Annotated in this window: 16 protein-coding genes; 7 read left to right on the plus strand and 9 right to left on the minus strand. The window is 60.1% G+C overall.

The window, feature by feature from the left end; all coding sequences use genetic code 11:
- Positions 1–6: 6 nt before the first annotated feature.
- The 6 genes from HYI44_RS06110 to HYI44_RS06135 all read right to left on the minus strand — a co-directional run bounded on the left by HYI44_RS06110 (position 7) and on the right by HYI44_RS06135 (position 5,521).
- Positions 7–786 (minus strand): N-acetylmuramoyl-L-alanine amidase, encoded by a 780-nt coding sequence (locus HYI44_RS06110; protein WP_225568959.1) that lies wholly within the window; start codon positions 784–786, stop codon positions 7–9.
- A gap of 102 nt (positions 787–888) precedes the next feature.
- Positions 889–2,841, minus strand: coding sequence for a GGDEF domain-containing protein (locus tag HYI44_RS06115; protein WP_225568960.1), 1,953 nt, complete (start codon positions 2,839–2,841; stop codon positions 889–891).
- Positions 2,842–2,853: 12 nt separating this feature from the next.
- Entirely contained in the window at positions 2,854–3,717 is an 864-nt protein-coding gene (locus tag HYI44_RS06120) for an endonuclease/exonuclease/phosphatase family protein (RefSeq protein WP_045059120.1), read from the minus strand.
- A gap of 14 nt (positions 3,718–3,731) precedes the next feature.
- The gene (locus HYI44_RS06125) at positions 3,732–4,373 is read right to left on the minus strand and encodes a thiol:disulfide interchange protein DsbA/DsbL (RefSeq protein ID WP_045059119.1); all 642 of its coding nucleotides are present in this window, start codon (positions 4,371–4,373) and stop codon (positions 3,732–3,734) included.
- A gap of 199 nt (positions 4,374–4,572) precedes the next feature.
- Positions 4,573–5,184: a c-type cytochrome gene (locus HYI44_RS06130; RefSeq protein WP_122840879.1), complete on the minus strand. Its 612-nt coding sequence runs from the start codon at positions 5,182–5,184 to the stop codon at positions 4,573–4,575.
- A gap of 46 nt (positions 5,185–5,230) precedes the next feature.
- Positions 5,231–5,521, minus strand: a complete 291-nt coding sequence (locus tag HYI44_RS06135; protein WP_045059117.1) for a c-type cytochrome — start codon at positions 5,519–5,521, stop codon at positions 5,231–5,233.
- 191 nt (positions 5,522–5,712) lie between these two features.
- Here HYI44_RS06135 and yihA point away from each other — a divergent pair, with 191 nt between their 5' ends.
- A complete protein-coding gene (yihA, locus tag HYI44_RS06140) occupies positions 5,713–6,357 on the plus strand; it encodes a ribosome biogenesis GTP-binding protein YihA/YsxC (RefSeq protein WP_045059116.1) in 645 nt (214 codons plus the stop codon).
- A gap of 380 nt (positions 6,358–6,737) precedes the next feature.
- Here yihA and polA read toward each other — a convergent pair whose 3' ends face one another.
- The gene (gene polA, locus HYI44_RS06145) at positions 6,738–9,506 is read right to left on the minus strand and encodes a DNA polymerase I (RefSeq protein WP_122840878.1); all 2,769 of its coding nucleotides are present in this window, start codon (positions 9,504–9,506) and stop codon (positions 6,738–6,740) included.
- A gap of 74 nt (positions 9,507–9,580) precedes the next feature.
- Between polA and HYI44_RS06150 the strand changes: the two genes are divergently transcribed.
- Complete coding sequence (locus HYI44_RS06150) at positions 9,581–9,871, plus strand: DUF2782 domain-containing protein (RefSeq protein ID WP_045059114.1); 291 nt, start codon at positions 9,581–9,583, stop codon at positions 9,869–9,871.
- A 58-nt stretch (positions 9,872–9,929) separates the two neighbouring features.
- On the plus strand, positions 9,930–10,880 hold the full coding sequence (locus tag HYI44_RS06155; RefSeq protein ID WP_225568961.1) for a homoserine kinase: 951 nt from the start codon (positions 9,930–9,932) through the stop codon (positions 10,878–10,880).
- Between the two features lie 122 nt (positions 10,881–11,002).
- Here the strand turns inward: HYI44_RS06155 and HYI44_RS06160 are convergent, their stop codons facing one another.
- Positions 11,003–11,923, minus strand: coding sequence for a zinc ABC transporter substrate-binding protein (locus HYI44_RS06160; RefSeq protein ID WP_225568962.1), 921 nt, complete (start codon positions 11,921–11,923; stop codon positions 11,003–11,005).
- 66 nt (positions 11,924–11,989) lie between these two features.
- Here HYI44_RS06160 and zur point away from each other — a divergent pair, with 66 nt between their 5' ends.
- Genes zur through HYI44_RS06180 form a run of 4 tightly spaced genes read left to right on the plus strand, consistent with a single transcriptional unit; the run spans position 11,990 to position 14,792 of the window.
- A complete protein-coding gene (gene zur / locus HYI44_RS06165) occupies positions 11,990–12,472 on the plus strand; it encodes a zinc uptake transcriptional repressor Zur (protein WP_045059112.1) in 483 nt (160 codons plus the stop codon).
- The gene (gene znuC / locus HYI44_RS06170) at positions 12,472–13,257 is read left to right on the plus strand and encodes a zinc ABC transporter ATP-binding protein ZnuC (protein WP_122840875.1); all 786 of its coding nucleotides are present in this window, start codon (positions 12,472–12,474) and stop codon (positions 13,255–13,257) included. The genes zur and znuC overlap by 1 nt, the downstream gene beginning before the upstream one ends.
- Positions 13,250–14,038: a zinc ABC transporter permease subunit ZnuB gene (gene znuB / locus HYI44_RS06175; protein ID WP_225568963.1), complete on the plus strand. Its 789-nt coding sequence runs from the start codon at positions 13,250–13,252 to the stop codon at positions 14,036–14,038. Before znuC ends, znuB begins: the two co-directional genes overlap by 8 nt.
- A gap of 37 nt (positions 14,039–14,075) precedes the next feature.
- A complete protein-coding gene (locus HYI44_RS06180) occupies positions 14,076–14,792 on the plus strand; it encodes a PA5502 family lipoprotein (protein ID WP_122840873.1) in 717 nt (238 codons plus the stop codon).
- A gap of 121 nt (positions 14,793–14,913) precedes the next feature.
- On the opposite strand, the gene katE is transcribed toward HYI44_RS06180, so the two are convergent.
- Complete coding sequence (katE, locus tag HYI44_RS06185; protein ID WP_225568964.1) at positions 14,914–17,052, minus strand: catalase HPII; 2,139 nt, start codon at positions 17,050–17,052, stop codon at positions 14,914–14,916.
- Positions 17,053–17,206: the final 154 nt, after the last annotated feature.

A 17,206-nucleotide genomic window follows, 5' to 3' on the forward strand; every position in this document is an offset into this window, starting at 1 on the left:
GCGTCATTATTTTGTCTGATTCAAGACTTGTAGCAGTGCCGCAGTCTGCGCATCCGGCGTGCCGTCGAACCGGGAGGGCCGGAAATGCATCTGGAACGCCGACAACACGTGACGAGTGGAAACATCCAGTTCACCGGTTTGCGGTGTGGCATAACCTAGGCGCGCCAGTTGCCCCTGGAACCAGCTGATACTCGGCAGCTGCACATTGAACTGCGCTTGCTGGCGTGCCACGGCTTGTTCGTTCGGCCAAACGCCCAACCCCTGCTCCGCCAGGCGCTTCCACGGGAACAGCGGGCCCGGATCGAGTTTGCGTCCCGGAGCAATGTCACTGTGCCCGATGATGTTGTGAGGGTTGATGCCGTAGCGCTTGCTGATGTCCTTGAGCAGGAAGACCAGGGACTGGATCTGGGCGTTGCTGTAGGGATACCACAGACGGCCGGTCGGCGTGTCCTTGAAGCCCGGATTGACGATTTCAATGCCGATTGAGCTGGAGTTCAGCCAGGTACGGGTTTGCCATTCGCTCTCGCCGGCGTGCCAGGCGCGCAGGCCTTCATCCATCAACTTGTAGATGGTCGCCTTGTTGTCGTCGCCGATCAGGTAATGGCTGCTGACTTCGCCGTGGGTCAGCAGTTGCAGCGAGCGCTCAAGCGACGCCGAGGTGTAGTGCACGACCACGAACTGGATGCGGCTGTCGTGGTTGGCTGACGGATGACTGGTGTCGATGCGCGGGCCACTGGCGCAACCTGCCAGCAGGACGAGCGACACAAGAAGGGCGAAATATTTCATGGCGAGTGACGATACACGTAGGATGATAATGCAACAGTGTAACGTAATGCCGGGCGGGTCGAAGGCCAAAGCGCCGATTTAAACAAAATGGAACAATTGGCCTTACCCCAATTCGATGCGGTTGCGCCCCGCATGTTTGGCCCGATAGAGCGCCTGGTCGGCTCTTTTTAACGCCGCGTCACTGTGCTCGCCAGGCCGGAAGGCGGTCATGCCCATCGAGAGGGTCACCGTTACCGGTTCGCCCTTGAAGTGAAAAGGGCAGGCTTCGATGGCTGCGCGCAATTTTTCGAGCAGACTGGCACCTGTCGCCGGTAAGGTCGCGGGCATCAGCAGGACAAATTCTTCGCCGCCGAATCGGGCAATGAAGTCCGAGCCGCGCAAGCGCTTGCGCAGGACGGTGGCAATGATCTTCAGGACCTTGTCGCCCGCCAGGTGGCCATAGTTGTCGTTGATCCGCTTGAAATGGTCGAGGTCGAGCATGGCCAACAACAGGCTGTTTCCCTGTTGATGCCATTGGCTGATTTCCTGATCCAGGCGCTCGTTCCAGGCAGCGCGGTTGGGCAGGCCGGTCAGCGGATCGATCAGGGCTTTCTGGCGCTGTTCTTCAAGGTGTTCGCGAAAGCCCAGGGCTTCGTGTTCCATGTGGGCCACCCGATCAGCCAGGCCTTGCAGGCGACTCGCCACTTCCTGTTCACGTTCGTCACGCTGTTTCTGGAAATGATCCAGGGTGCCCAGCAGGCCCTCCAGATGGTTCTCCAGGGCATGCTTGAGCCCGTCCAGGTCTGCGGCGTCCTGCATGCTGCTCTGCAAGCCATCGACCTGTTCGCGGATTTGCGAGTCCATCTCGCGCGCAGCAGACCGGTTGTCGGCATGCCCGTCGCTGGCCGCCCTCAGGTTGCTCTGGAAAGCCTCCAGGCGTTCGTTGAGCTGCTGCAGGTAGGTTTCGAATTCATGCTGGCCGCTACCGGTGATCGCCAGCATCAAGGTGGCCAGGTCGTCGAGGATCGGGATCAGCTCATACCAGTTCAATCCATTTTGCAGGCGCAGGCGCATGGCCTCGGCTTGCGGACGATGACGTTCGGGCAGTGTCAGGTCGTCAAGCAGGCCCAGTAACGTGTCTTCAATGTGCCTGGCCACCGAGCTGTAGGTGGGCTCTGGTGAGTCCGGAAGCGCGTAGAGCGTGTCTTGCTCGGGAGGTTGCGCATCGGCGACCGGAGTGTCGAGCGTGTCTGGAGAAGTGGGCACGTCTTCGACGGTGGGCGGTTCAGCGCTGGTCGGCGCAGACGTTTCGGTGGCAATTGCGGGTTGCTCAGGTTGCTCAGGCTCTTGTGGCGGCGGCGCTGGCGCAGGCTGTGCAGCATTTGATGCCGGTGCCGGTGCCGCTACTGGCACTGGCGCCGTAACCAGCGGGGGTTGCTGTTCAGTAGCTGCAGGTGGTTCCGGGGGGGGCTCGGCAGCGGGCACCGCAATCACTGGTGCGCGTACTGGGGCCATCGCTGCTGGCACCTGCGCGGGAGCGGTGTCCTGCGCTTCACGGTTGCCAAAAAGGCGTTGCAACAAGCTTGGTCGTTCCGATTCCTCTGGGCTCTCAAGCCGGCTTAGCGCTTTACCCTGCAGCCCGCTCAACTCGCTAAGTAGCAGCGGCATCTCGCGAGCCTGGCCAACCCGTGCATCCAGTTGCTTGGCAAACTGCTTGAGGGGGCGACTCACTTCTCGCGGCAGCGGCAATGTTTGCAACTGCGCGACCAGTGCCGTCAGTGCGGCGCTGGTTTGATTGACCCGAGTCTCGCGGCGTTGCTCGGAATCGAGCACTGCTTTTTCCAGGCGCGGCAACAATGCGGCCAGGCCGGCGTCCATGTCATCGGTACGCACTACGTCGCGCATTTCCTTCATGCATTCATCGACCGTCCGATCGGTGCCCTCGGCCGCCAGCGTGCTGCGCACCAGCCCACGGCGCAGCAAGTCGAGCCGGGCGTCCCAGCGACGTTCGAGTTTTTCCTGATGTTCGATGCTTTGAAGGTATTTCTCTTTCCAGCGCTGTGCTTCGTCGCTCATTCAGGGGATCCGCTAGGGGGCAGGACTCAACGCGGGGAATGCATCAGCCGTGAGCGAACCCGGCAGACGAATCTCTACCGCGACCGGCAGGTGATCGGAAATGGGTTGTGCCAGGACCTCGACCTTTTCAAGGGTCAGGGTCGGGCTCAGCAGAATATGGTCCAGGCAGCGTTGTGGACGCCAGCTGGGGAAGGTCGCTTCCAGCTGCGGGGCGAGCAAGCCGAGATCGCGCAGCGGCGAATTCTGCAGCAGGTCGCTGGCGTGGGTGTTCATGTCGCCCATCAACACCTGGTGCTTGTACCCGCCAATCAGTTCGCGGATGTAGGCCAGTTGCAGGCTACGCGTCCGCGCCCCGAGCGCCAGGTGCATCATCACCACGACGAGGGCCTCCGGGCCTTCGCCGAAACGCACCAGAATTGCCCCGCGACCCTTGGGCCCCGGCAGCGGATGATCTTCAATCGCCCAGGGGCGCAGGCGGCTGAGCACGCCATTACTGTGCTGGCCGAGGCGACCAAGATTGCGATTGAGCTGTTGGTACCAGTAGGGGAAGGCCCCGAGCTGGGCCAGGTGTTCGACCTGGTTGACATAGCCCGACCGGATGCTGCCACCATCGGCTTCCTGCAAGGCGACCAGATCGAAGTCACCCAGCAGGTCGCCGATCTTTTGCAGATTGGTGGCGCGCCCGGTGTGGGGTAGCAAATGCTGCCACCCCCGGGTCAGGTAGTGCCGATAACGCTCGGTACTGATGCCCACCTGGATATTAAAACTGAGTAGCCGCAGACGGCTGTCAGCGGGCAACCCGGTCGATTCCAGGTGATGTTCGTTGACCCGCGGATCATGCAGGCCAACCACTCGTTCAGTTCCCCAGCGGCGCATGGCAGGCCCCGCGCTTAGTTGGCAGCAGCCTTGTTAGCCGCTCGCTCTTGTTCGACCAGCTTATCGGCCAGTTGCAATGCTTGTTCGGCGCCGCCGGCAGAGCCGATGTCAAAACGGTACTTGCCATTGACGACCATGGTTGGCACGCCAGTAATTTCGTACTTCTTGGCGAGTTCGCGAGCCTGGGTGACCTGGCCCTTGATGGCGAAGGAGTTGAAAGTAGCGAGGAATTTATCCTTGTCGACACCTTGTGTTGCCAGGAACTCGGCCATTTCTTCCGGAGTTACCAGCTTCTTGTGTTCTTCCTGAATTGCCTTGAACACGGCGGCATGAACCTTGTGCTCGACACCCATCGATTCCAGGGTCAGGAACATTTGGCCGTGGGCGTCCCAAGGGCCGCCGAACATCGCCGGGATGCGCTTGAAGTTCACATCGGATGGCAATTTTTCAACCCAAGGGTTGATCACTGGCTCGAATTTGTAGCAATGCGGGCAGCCATACCAGAACAGCTCTACCACCTCGATCTTGCCGGGCACGGCGACCTGAACCGGGTTGCTCAGTTCGACATAGGGGGCGGCAGGTGCTTCGGCTGCCTGTGCAGTCATGCCGAACAGGCTGGCAGCGACGAGAGCGGCGCTGATGATCAGATTACGCATGCTTTACTCCTGGACAATTTTGGTCGCCTCGCGCGACCTGTATTCAGACAGGTCATGGCGGGCTTGAGTTCTGTAGTGTAACGGCAGCGGCCACAAAAAAGGGCGGCCAGAGCCACCCTTTTTATACTTGCTGCGACGGATTAATGGAGCGTTAACATTGCAGGAGATGTCCGTCCCCCTTGATGCTCCATGGACGGCCTTAGTGCAGGCCCTGAATGTAGCTCGACACCGCGGCGATATCTTCATCGCTCAGGCGTTTGGCAATGGTCTGCATGGTCTTGGTGTCGCCGTCGTTGGTGCGGCCGCCTTCTTCCTTGCGGAAGTCGGTCAGTTGCTTGGCAATGTATTGAGCGTGCTGACCGCCCAGGTGCGGGAAGCCGGCAGCAGCGTTGCCGGCGCCGTTAGGCGAGTGGCAACCGGTGCAGGCCGGCAGGCCCTTGGCCAGGTCTCCACCACGGAACAAGGCTTCACCGCGAGACACGACTTTCGGGTCGGCGGCGCCAACGCTGCCTTTCTGGCTGGCAAAGTAGGCGGACATATCAGCCAGGTCCTGATCGCTCAGGTTGGTCAGCAGGCCGGTCATTTCCAGTACGACACGCTTGCCGGACTTGATGTCGTGCAACTGCTTGTTCAGATAACGTTCGCCCTGGCCTGCCAGTTTCGGAAAGTTAGGCGCCATGCTGTTGCCATCCGGGCCATGACAGGCGCCACATACTGCGGCTTTCGCCTGACCAGCAGTCGCATCACCTGCAGCATGGGCAATGCCGGAGATCCCCACGGTCAACAGCAGACTCACGATCAATTTGTTCATCAGCTAATCCAACTACGGCTAAGGGTTAAAGAGTTATGGACCGGGATCACTCGCTCATCCACTGGATGATGGCTTGGTAATCCTCGGCACTGCAGTCCATGCACAAACCACGCGGCGGCATCGCCTTGAAACCCTGGGTCACGTGTTGCACCAGCGTCTCCATACCTTTCGCCAACCTCGGCGTCCAAGCTGCCTGATCGCCCTTTCTGGGCGCCATGGGTAGTTGGCCGGAATGACAGGCACCACAAACACGGTTGTACACAGCTTCCGGATCCTGTGTAGCCTGAGCGCTGTAAAGCGGCATCAAGATACCGGCAGCTAGCAGCCATTTCGTCATAAAACGACCTTTTCAGGGTTGAGAGCGTGCTGCGTTCTGATGCGCAATCAAGGTCTATCGCTCTCGTGTTCTTCATCCTACGCTGGGACAAAGCGCACACAAAATCTGCGGCATTATATACTGGCGTCACTGAAACGGAAACGACACTGCTCGCCGCGTCCATTCCCGGCGCCGCCCACATCGGAAATCCCATGCAACTCAAGAACCCCATCCTCGGCCTGTGCCAACAGTCCACCTTCATGCTCAGCGCTGCCAAAGTCGATCAATGTCCCGACGACGAAGGCTTCGAAGTGGCGTTTGCCGGCCGTTCCAACGCCGGTAAATCCAGCGCGCTGAACACCCTGACGCATGCCAGCCTGGCGCGGACCTCGAAAACGCCCGGTCGCACGCAACTCTTGAACTTCTTCAAGCTAGACGATGATCGCCGTCTGGTCGACCTGCCGGGCTACGGTTATGCAAAAGTACCCATCCCGCTGAAGCTGCACTGGCAGCGTCACCTGGAAGCGTATCTGGGTGGTCGCGAGAGTTTGAAAGGTCTGATCCTGATGATGGACATCCGTCATCCAATGACCGATTTCGATCTGTTGATGCTCGACTGGGCTGTCGCCAGCGGCATGCCGATGCACATCCTGCTGACCAAGGCCGACAAACTGACCTACGGCGCGGCGAAAAACGTGCTGCTCAAAGTGCAGTCGGACATCCGTAAAGGCTGGGGCGACGCGATCTCGATCCAGCTGTTTTCGGCGCCAAAGCGCCTGGGCCTGGAAGACGCCTACACTGTACTGGCGGGCTGGATGGAACTGGCAGACAAGGGTGCGCAAACGGCCGAGCAATAAATCGCACGCAAAAAAAACCCCGGACTTCTATGGGGAGGGGGAAGTTCCGGGGTTCAAGTTCCGGACCGCTAGGGCGGGGTCCAGATATCTGCCAACACTTAACACAACATAGGAGCATCGAAGGGCTTCACCAGCCATTCAGTAAATCTGAGTGGTGTTTTGGCGGTTTAGTTCAGATTATTTTCGAATGCGTTTGGAATAACCCCAAGAACATTGCGGTCTAACCCGCGAGGCCGCGACTAATTGCCGCGGTGCGGTTCCTGTGTAGAGAACTTGCTCCCGGCGATGGTCTAGCGATTCTGCGGGGCGCCAGATTATCTTCGGCGCCCTCAGGTTTTTCGCGAACGAGCTCGCTCCTGCAGTATGAGTTGAATCGGGACTCAGTGAGCCTCATCCCAGTTGTTACCCACACCTACTTCGACCAGCAGTGGCACGTCCAGTTTCGCGGCATTGCTCATGTGCGTACGGATTTCTTCGCGAACCTGATCCACGAGATCCTCACGCACCTCCAGCACCAATTCATCGTGGACCTGCAGGATGACTTTGGCATCCAGGCCGGACGCGGTCAGCCAGTTATCCACCGCCACCATGGCTTTTTTGATGATATCCGCCGCAGTGCCCTGCATGGGGGCGTTGATCGCTGTGCGTTCCGCGCCTTTGCGCAGGGCCGGGTTCTTCGCGTTGATGTCCGGCAGGTACAGGCGGCGGCCGAAGATGGTCTCGACATAACCTTGCTCGGCCGCCTGGGCACGGGTGCGCTCCATGTATTGCAGTACGCCCGGGTAGCGCGCGAAATAACGGTCGATGTACGCCTGGGACTGCTTGCGATCTACGCCGATCTGTTTGGCCAGGCCAAACGCACTCATCCCGTAGATCAGGCCGAAGTTGATCGCTTTGGCACTGCGGCGCTGGTCGGTGGTGACATCGGCCAACTCGACGCCAAACACTTCGGCGGCGGTGGCCCTGTGCACGTCCAGATCATTGCGGAAGGCATGCAAAAGTCCTTCATCCTTGGCCAGGTGCGCCATGATCCGCAGTTCAATTTGCGAATAGTCCGCCGCCAGCAGCTTGTAGCCCTTCGGCGCAACGAACGCCTGGCGAATTCGCCGGCCTTCGGCGGTGCGAATCGGGATGTTCTGCAGGTTCGGGTCGATCGACGACAGGCGTCCTGTGGCCGCCACGGCCTGCTGGTAGGACGTGTGGATGCGGCCAGTACGCGCATTGATTTGCTCTGGCAGCCGATCGGTATAGGTGCTTTTCAGTTTGCTCAGCGAGCGGTACTGCATCAGCACCTTGGGCAGCGGGTAATCCTGTTCGGCCAGTTCGGCCAGTACCGCTTCGGCTGTGGAGGCCTGACCCTTGGCGGTTTTGCTGAGGACTGGCAGACCCAGCTTTTCGTAAAGAATCACCCCCAGTTGCTTGGGTGAGCCCAGGTTGAATTCCTCACCGGCGATGGCAAACGCCTCGCGCTCAAGGGCGACGAGTTTTTCGCCCAGCTCAACGCTCTGGATGCCCAGCAGATTGGCGTCCACCAGCGCGCCCTGACGCTCGATGCGCGCCAGCACCGGCATTAGCGGCATTTCGATTTCGTCCAGGACCGTGCACAGGCTCGGTGTCGCTGCGAGTTTTTCCTGCAGGGCGAGGTGCAGGCGCAAGACCACATCGGCATCTTCGGCGGCGTAGGGGCCGGCGAGTTCAAGGGAGATCTGGTCAAAAGTCAGCTGTTTGACGCCTTTGCCTGCGATCTCCTGAATGTCAGTCTTGCTCTGGCCCAGGTACTTCAGCGCCAGGCTGTCCATGTCATGGCGCGTTGCCGTCGAGTCCAGTACATAGGATTCGAGCATGGTGTCGTAGGCAATGCCCCGGACCATGATCCCGTTGCTCTGATCGCCACCAATGGCGCAGTTGGCCAGGATGTTGGTTTCGAACTTGGCGTGCTGGCCGACCTTGAGTTTGTGCGGATTCTCCAGCAGCGGCTTCAACGCCAGTAAAACACTGTCGCGATCCAGCTGTTCCGGGACGCCCATGTAGGAGTGGGTCAGGGGAATGTAGGCTGCTTCATTTGCGGCAACGGAGAAGGACAGGCCCACCAGTTGCGAGTGCTGCGCATCGCCGCCATTGGTTTCAGTAACAAACGCAATCAACGGAGCGTTGTTGAGCTTGTCCAGCCAGGCTTCGAAGCGTGCCTGGTCAAGGATGGTTTCGTATTGAGCTTCGACGGCGCCCGGCTGTTCCTGGGCAATTTCGACAATCTCCTGGCCCGAGCGCTTGGCCTCACGCTGGTTGTCTTCAAACCAGCTCTTGAATTCGAGCAGCGTGTAGAGCTCGGCGAGTTTGTCGTGGTCCGGCTGGCCCATTTGCAGGTCGTCGAGCCCGATGTCGAGAGGGACGTCGATCTTGATCGTGGCCAGGCGATAGGAGAGGAATGCCATTTCCTTGTGCTCTTCAAGCTTGGCCGGCAGGGTCTTGGCGCCGCGAATCGGCAAGGTCGGAACGATGTCGAGCTGCGCATAGAGCTCGGTTAACCCGCCATTCACGCCGACCAGCAGCCCGGAGGCGGTTTTGGGTCCAATGCCCGGGACGCCTGGAATGTTGTCGGAGGAGTCGCCCATCAAGGCCAGGTAATCAATGATCTGCTCGGGAGCGACGCCGAATTTCTCCTTCACGCCCTCTACGTCCAGCGCGCTACCGGTCATGGTGTTGACCAAGGTAATGTGGCCGTCGACCAGTTGCGCCATGTCCTTGTCGCCGGTAGAGATCACCACCGGACGGTCGGCCGCCGCACTGCTGCGGGCCAGGGTGCCAATCACGTCATCGGCCTCGACGCCGTCTACGCACAGCAACGGAAAGCCTAACGCCTTCACGCTCTGGTGCAGCGGTTCGATTTGCACGCGCATGTCGTCGGGCATACTTGGGCGGTTGGCTTTGTATTCGGCGAACATCTCATCGCGGAACGTCCCGCCCTTGGCGTCGAACACCACGGCGAACGGGCTGTCCGGGTACTGCTTGCGCAGACTCTTGAGCATGTTCAACACGCCTTTGACCGCGCCGGTGGGCAGGCCTTTGGAAGTAGTCAGCGGCGGCAGCGCGTGAAAGGCGCGGTACAGGTAAGAAGAACCGTCCACCAGGACGAGGGGGGCTTGGCTCATGAGCAGGATCAACCTTTTCGGCGGGTCCGGCGCTAGAATAGCGGGACCGTTGACGACAAAGGGACAAGGTTATCATGCGCACACTAAATCGCCTGTTGCTGGCTGGCTTGTTTGCAATTACACCGTTGGCCGTCATGGCAGCGGACGATGCGCCATCCTCGGACCCGGATGTCACCATTCGCACGGAAGGCGACAAGGTCATTCAGGAGTACCGCCAAAATGGCTTCCTGTATGCGATCAAGGTCACGCCCAAGGGCGCGCCGCCGTATTTCCTGGTGCGCGCAGACGGGACCGATGCAAACTTCATCCGCTCGGATCAGCCAGATATGCTGATTCCGTCGTGGAAGATCTTCGAGTGGAAGTAGTTTCTTAATTTCAATTGGCGCTGGCTGATCCGGCGGCGCCCGTACTGGCAGTTAAAACATGTCTGTGTTCACCCCCCTGGCTCGGCCCGAGCTGGAAACCTTTCTCGCCCCATACGGGCTCGGCCGCCTGCTTGATTTCCAGGGGATCGCCGCCGGTAGCGAAAATACCAATTTCTTCATCAGCCTGGAGCAGGGCGAGTTCGTCCTGACCCTGGTTGAGCGTGGGCCGGTGCAGGAAATGCCGTTCTTCATTGAGCTGCTGGACGTGCTGCACGCTGCCGACCTGCCCGTGCCCTATGCCTTGCGCACCACCGATGGCGTGGCCCTGCGTGAGCTGGCCGGCAAACCTGCATTGTTGCAGCCGCGCCTGGCGGGCAAGCACATCAAGGAGGCCAACGCGCAGCATTGCGCTCAGGTCGGTGAGCTGCTCGGCCACCTTCACCTGGCCACCCAGGCCAATATGATCAAGCGCAAGACCGATCGCGGCCTGGACTGGATGCGGGAGGAGGGCACGCAGTTTCTTTCGCACCTGGATGCCGAGCAGAACGAGTTGCTGCAGCGCGCGCTGGACGAAATCAACCGGGAGAAGACGAAAATTCTGGCGCTGCCAAGGGCGAATATCCACGCTGACCTGTTTCGCGATAATGCGATGTTCGAAGGCACGCACCTGACCGGATTGATCGACTTCTACAACGCCTGCTCCGGGCCGATGCTGTACGACGTCGCGATCGCCTTGAATGACTGGTGTTCGGACGAAGACGGAACCATTGATGGGCCGCGGGCCCGGGCGCTATTGGGAGCTTATGCTGGCTTGCGTCCCTTCACCGCGGCGGAGGCCGAGTTGTGGCCCACCATGCTGCGGGTGGCGTGCGTGCGGTTCTGGCTGTCGCGGTTGATCGCCGCCGAGTCGTTTGCCGGCCAGGATGTGTTGATTCACGATCCGATGGAGTTTCAGCGCCGGCTGGCGCAGCGGCAGAAGGTGAGTACGCCGCTGCCGTTTGCCCTGTAACCCCATTATGTGTAGGAGCGCTTGCTCGCGAGGGTCGTCAACGATAACGCGGGGTGCCTGGCACCCCACATTGCTGCAGATTTCTTCGCGAGCAAGCTCACTCCTACAGGGTGTGGTGTTGCTTACAGTGACTCCAGGCACCCCGCCAGATCATTGCCCAACTTCTCCAGCACCTGCTCATAGCCCTGGGCGGTCGCTGGCGTGTATCCGCCCAGCGCATCCAGCTCTGCCAGTTTAACCGGGAGTCCAGCCACCAGGGTTTCCGCCAGGCGCGGGCGTAGTGGAGGTTCGCTGAACACGCAGGTCTTGCCGACTTCCTGCAGTCGCGTGCGCATGGCGGCAACGTGCTGGGCACCCGGTTGCACTTCGGCGGCAACGCTGAACACACCCGCGTGCTTGAGGCCGTAAGCGTCCTCGAAGTAGTCGAAGGCCTCGTGGAACACGAAGTACGGTTTGTCGGCGATGGCTGCCAGGCGCTTTTTCAAACGCAGGTCCAGTGCATCCAGACGCTCATCGAAGGCCTTGAGGTTGCTCTCGTAACGCGCAGCGTTGGCGGTGTCCGCAGCGCTGAGGTCGGCGGCCATTTTTGTGGCGATTACCCGGGCGTTGACCGGGGACAACCACAGATGCGCATCCAGGCTGCCCGGACGATGATCATGATCATGCTCGTCCGCTTCCTCGGCATGAGAATGACTGTCTTGGCCAAAATGGCGCAATTTCAGACCCGGCAGGTCCTGCACAGCGACGCTGGGCAGCGTGCGACCTTTCAGCACGCGAGGCAAAAAGCCTTCCATATCGGGGCCGATCCAGTAGACGAGATCAACGGCCTGCACCTTTCGTACATCGGATGGGCGCAGGGCATAATTGTGCGGAGAGGCGCCCGGCGGCAGGAGCACTTCCGGAATCGCCACGCCGTCCTGGACGGCTGCAGCGATCAGTTGCAGAGGCTTAATGCTGGTCAACACCCGCACCTCGGCATGGGCACTGGCCATCATGATCAAACTGGCGAGAAATGTAACAAAGAAAGAAAAAAGTCGGGACACAATGACCACTCGAAGAGGCGAGAAGGGGTAACATAATAACGTCTCTCACAAAACTCGTCGCCGCTCATGCCAAAAACACCGATAGCCAGCCGTCCCCATGACCACTCTCATTGCGTCCACAGCGCTCTGTCGGAGGCTGACGCCCTGTGCGCGCGTCAAGGCCTGCGCCTGACAGCCTTGCGCCGTCGGGTGCTGGAACTGGTGTGGCAAAGCCACAAGCCGCTGGGGGCATACGACATTCTTGCGGTGCTCAGCGAACAGGACGGCCGACGAGCCGCGCCGCCTACCGTATACCGGGCCCTGGATTTCCTGCTGGAAAACGGCCTGGTGCACCGGATCTCGTCACTCAACGCTTTCATCGGCTGCAACCATCCCGAACATGCGCATCAGGGCCAGTTCCTGATTTGCCGGGAGTGTCACGCAGCTATCGAGCTTGAACAGAAGTCCATCAGCGACGCGATCATCGACAGCGCCAGTGATGTCGGGTTTGTGGTTGAAGGCCAGACCGTTGAGGTCGTCGGGCTGTGCTCGGGTTGCCAGGGGGCTTGATGAGCAACGCGCTGATCCGTCTTGAGCAGGTTACCGTAACCTTCGCTGGGCAAAACGTCCTCGATAACATCGAACTTGGCGTCGAACCCGGGCAGATCGTTACCCTGATCGGTCCCAACGGTGCGGGTAAGACGACCTTGGTCCGGGCCGTTCTTGGTCTGTTGAAACCTGACAGTGGCAGTGTCTGGCGCAAGCCGAAGCTGCGGGTTGGCTACATGCCGCAAAAACTTCACGTCGACCCGACGCTGCCGCTCTCGGTGCTGCGTTTTCTGCGCCTGGTGCCGGGTGTAGACCGTGCCCGGGCCCTGGCTGCTTTGAAGGAAGTCGGTGCCGAGCAGGTGATCGACAGCCCGGTGCAAAGTGTTTCCGGCGGCGAAATGCAGCGTGTGCTGCTGGCCCGCGCGCTGTTGCGCGAACCTGAACTGCTAGTGCTTGATGAACCGGTACAGGGCGTGGACGTGGCGGGTCAAGCCGAGCTCTACAGCCTGATCACCCGCTTGCGCGACCGCCACGGCTGCGGCGTCCTGATGGTGTCTCACGACCTGCACCTGGTGATGAGCACGACCGATCAGGTGGTGTGCCTGAATCGCCACGTGTGCTGTTCCGGGCACCCCGAGCAAGTCAGTGGCGATCCGGCGTTTGTCGAGTTGTTCGGCAAGAACGCGCAAAGCCTGGCGATCTACCACCACCACCATGACCATGCCCATGACCTGCATGGTTCGGTGGTCAGTACGGCCTCACCGGCCTCTACCCATGTTCATGGAGATAGCTGCAAGCATGGCTGATTTTCTGCTCTACGCCCTGCTTGCAGGCCTGGCCCTGGCGCTGGTGGCGGGGCCGCTGGGTTCGTTTGTGGTGTGGCGGCGCATGGCCTACTTTGGCGACACCCTGTCTCATGCCGCCCTGCTCGGGGTAGCCTTGGGTTTCCTGCTGGATGTCAGTCCTGCCATTGCCGTCACCGTGGGCTGTCTGTTGCTCGCGGTGCTGCTGGTGACCTTGCAGCAACGCCAACCACTGGCGTCGGACACGCTATTGGGGATTCTTGCACCAAGCACCCTCTCATTGGGCCTGGTGGTACTAAGCTTCATGCATGAAGTGCGGATAGACCTGATGGCCTATCTGTTTGGCGACCTGCTCGCCATCAGTCCCGGCGATCTGGCCTGGATTCTCGGCGGAAGTGCGGCGGCTCTTGTAGTGCTGTTGGCGATGTGGCGACCTTTGCTGGCCATCACTGTGCACGAGGAATTGGCCAAGGTTGAGGGGTTGCCGGTGGCATCTCTGCGCCTGACCTTGATGCTGCTGATTGCCGTTGTCATTGCGGTCGCGATGAAAATAGTCGGGGTGTTGCTGATCACTTCGCTGCTGATCATTCCGGCGGCGGCAGCGCAGCGTCACGCTCGCTCGCCGGAGCAGATGGCAGTGGGCGCGAGCCTGCTGGGCATGCTCGCCGTGTGTGGCGGCCTGGCGTTGTCCTGGTTCAAGGACACTCCGGCGGGCCCGTCGATTGTGGTGACGGCGGCCGGGCTGTTTCTGCTGAGTTTTGTCCTGCCCCGTCGAGGGGTGTAGACTTGCTCGTTTTTTGCGCAAATAGAGAGTCGCAGGAATGAAGCCGTTCACCTCCCGTTATCTGCTCCTTGTCGCATTTTCCATGCTGCTGGGCGCTTGCCAAAGTACGCCACCGGCGACCCCCGAGGTCACTGATGCGCGAGCTGCGGCTGTCGCGCAACTGGAACAAAGCCTCGCCAGCAGTGAGCTGGCGACTGCCGAAGGGCAACTGGCTGCCTTGCAGGCCGAGGCCCCGAATGACCAATCGCTCGAGCAGTACCAGCGTCAATTGGCCGAGGCTTATCTGCTGCGCAGCCGCATTGTGCTGCAAAAAGGTGATGTGAATGCTGCCGCCACGGCCCTCAGCCGGGCTCGGGCGCTGATGCCCAAGGCGCCCGCGCTGACCGGCGGGGTCAATAATGCCATCGTTAATGCACGCAAGGCCGAACTGGATAAAGCGGAAGCGGCGCTCATGGCGGCCGAAGCCAAGCCTGCAGCCAAAGTCATCGACCCCACGGCCGAAAGCACCACGGTGGCGCTAAACCTGACAGATATGGCCAAGTTGCGCCGCCAATTGGACGCGATCGCTGCCGATGTGGTGAATTACGAGTGCGCAGTGAGCATTCAAGCGCCGCGTACCCAGGATTATCCGTGGTTGGCGACTTTATTGACCAAGCGGGTGAAGAAGCTTGATTCGGAGTTTGATCTGAAGCTCAAGAAGCAGATTCTGCGCAATATTCCTGCGCAGATGGTTTTGATTCCGCGTAAACCTTAAAAGCATCGCGAGCAAGCTCGCTCCCACAGTGGTTAGCGCTGATCACAGCATGTGTGTTCAGCCGTTAACCCTGTGGGAGCAAGGCTTGCCCGCGATGGCATCCTTACTAACGCAACAAATATTAAGCCGGAACCGCCTTGGCTTTCGGCTCACGATCCCAGACCCGATGTTGCCCGATCGCTGCAATAAACGGTTTGAACAGCTTCGTATCCGCTCCCACGATCAATCCCGCATCCGCCTCTAGCTTCAGCACGTCCAGCAACTGCTTGGCTTCGCCGTGCAAGGCGATCGCCTTCAGATGCTTGTAGGCTTCCAGCACGTAATGCAGCGCCACCCCATCGGTGCTCAAGGCCTTGATCGAGGCTGCGCCACCGGGCACGAACACCGCGTCAAACGCCACTGACGGCAACCCTTCCATCGACGCATCCACCGGCAGTGTCTTGCCGTCAGCGGTCTTCACGGGTGCCGAAGTCGGCCCCAGCAGCTTGGCGTGCGCCCCTTCGGCTGCCAGCGCTTTTTTCAGCGCATCAATCGCTGCGCCATCGACACCGTTGGCCGCCAGAATCGCCACCTTGCGGCTTTTGATGTTGCCGGGCAGAAGGTTGGCCTGGCTGAGCGCGGGTGAGCGATCCAGCGAAGTCTTCGGCACATCGACCGTGCCGGCCTTGGGTGCCGGCAAACCGAGGTTAGCGGCTACGCGTGCGGCCAGTTCAAGATCAATGTTGGCGAGGATCTCGTTCACCTGACGGGCACGAATGAACTCACGTTCGACTTTACCCAGCTCGAAGCTGTAGGCCGCAATGATGTGTTCCTGCTCGTGCTTGCTCATGCTGTGGAAGAACAGCCGCGCCTGGGAGAAGTGGTCGCTGAAGGACTCGCTGCGCTGGCGGATCTTGTTGGCGTCGATGCGCTCGGGATAGGACTCGAAACCACCGTCCTGTGCCGCCGGCGGCGTCTCTTTCGGCCAGCCGCCGTCGATGGAGTTAGGCTCGTAGGCCGCACGGCCCTTGTCGATCGTGGTGCGGTGCAGCGCGTCGCGCTGGCCGTTGTGGAACGGTGCGACCGGACGGTTGATCGGGATTTCGTGGAAGTTGGGGCCGCCAAGACGGCTGATCTGCGTGTCGGTGTAAGAAAACAGCCGGCCTTGCAGCAGCGGGTCATTGGAGAAATCGATGCCTGGCACGATGTGCCCCGGGCAGAACGCGACCTGTTCGGTTTCGGCGAAGAAGTTATCCGGGTTGCGGTTCAGCACCATTTTGCCCAGTGGCGTGATAGGCACGATTTCCTCGGGGATGATCTTGGTCGGGTCGAGAATGTCGAAGTCGAAGGAGTGTTCGTTTTCCTCTTCGACAATTTGCACGCCCAATTCCCATTCCGGGTAATCGCCCATCTCGATCGCTTCCCACAGATCTCGACGGTGGAAGTCGGTGTCTTTGCCGGCGAGCTTCTGTGCTTCATCCCAAACCAGCGAGCAGGTGCCGTTGGAAGGGCGCCAGTGGAATTTGACGAAGCGCGATTTGCCTTCGGCGTTGATCAGCCGGAAGGTGTGCACGCCAAAACCCTGCATGCTGCGCAGGCTCTTGGGAATCGCGCGGTCGGACATGGCCCAGATCACCATGTGCGCCGACTCCGGGACCAGCGAAACAAAGTCCCAGAAGGTATCGTGGGCAGAGCCGCCAGTAGGGATTTCGTTGTGGGGCTCAGGTTTCACGGCGTGGACGAAGTCGGGAAACTTGATCGCATCCTGGATGAAAAACACCGGCATGTTGTTGCCCACCAGATCGAAGTTGCCTTCGTCGGTGAAAAACTTCACGGCAAAACCGCGCACATCGCGCACGGTATCGCCCGAGCCGCGAGGGCCCTGCACCGTGGAGAAGCGGGTGAATACCGGGGTTTTCTTGCCCGGGTCCTGGAGGAAACCGGCCTTGGTCAATGCCGCATGGTTTTCGTAGGCCTGGAAGTATCCATGAGCACCGGTGCCGCGGGCGTGGACGATACGCTCGGGAATACGCTCGTGGTCAAAGTGCGTGATTTTTTCACGCATGATGAAGTCTTCAAGCAGCGAGGGCCCGCGCGCGCCGACCTTCAACGTGTTCTGATTGTCCGAAACCTTTACGCCCTGATTGGTGCGCAAGGCCTGGCCTGTGGCGTCGGAGCGGAATGTTTCCAGGCTATCGAGCTTGGTATTGGTATTGCTGCGGTCCAGGGTATCGGTCCCGGCCAGTTCGCTTTTAGGTGTGGCAGGTTTCTTGGTACTCATCAGTCGTAAACTCCTCGTTGCGATCTCGTCCTAGCCGGACTTGTGAGCAATGTTCCAGGCACGGCACCTGGCGATTCTCGAGCTGCCTAATAAATGACTGGTGACTGTTTCAGCCGTTCCTTTTTTCTGACCTTTGATCGCGTTATTGCCAAAT

The organism is Pseudomonas sp. Y24-6, assembly GCF_020295325.1.
In the GTDB taxonomy this organism is placed as follows: domain Bacteria; phylum Pseudomonadota; class Gammaproteobacteria; order Pseudomonadales; family Pseudomonadaceae; genus Aquipseudomonas; species Aquipseudomonas gregormendelii.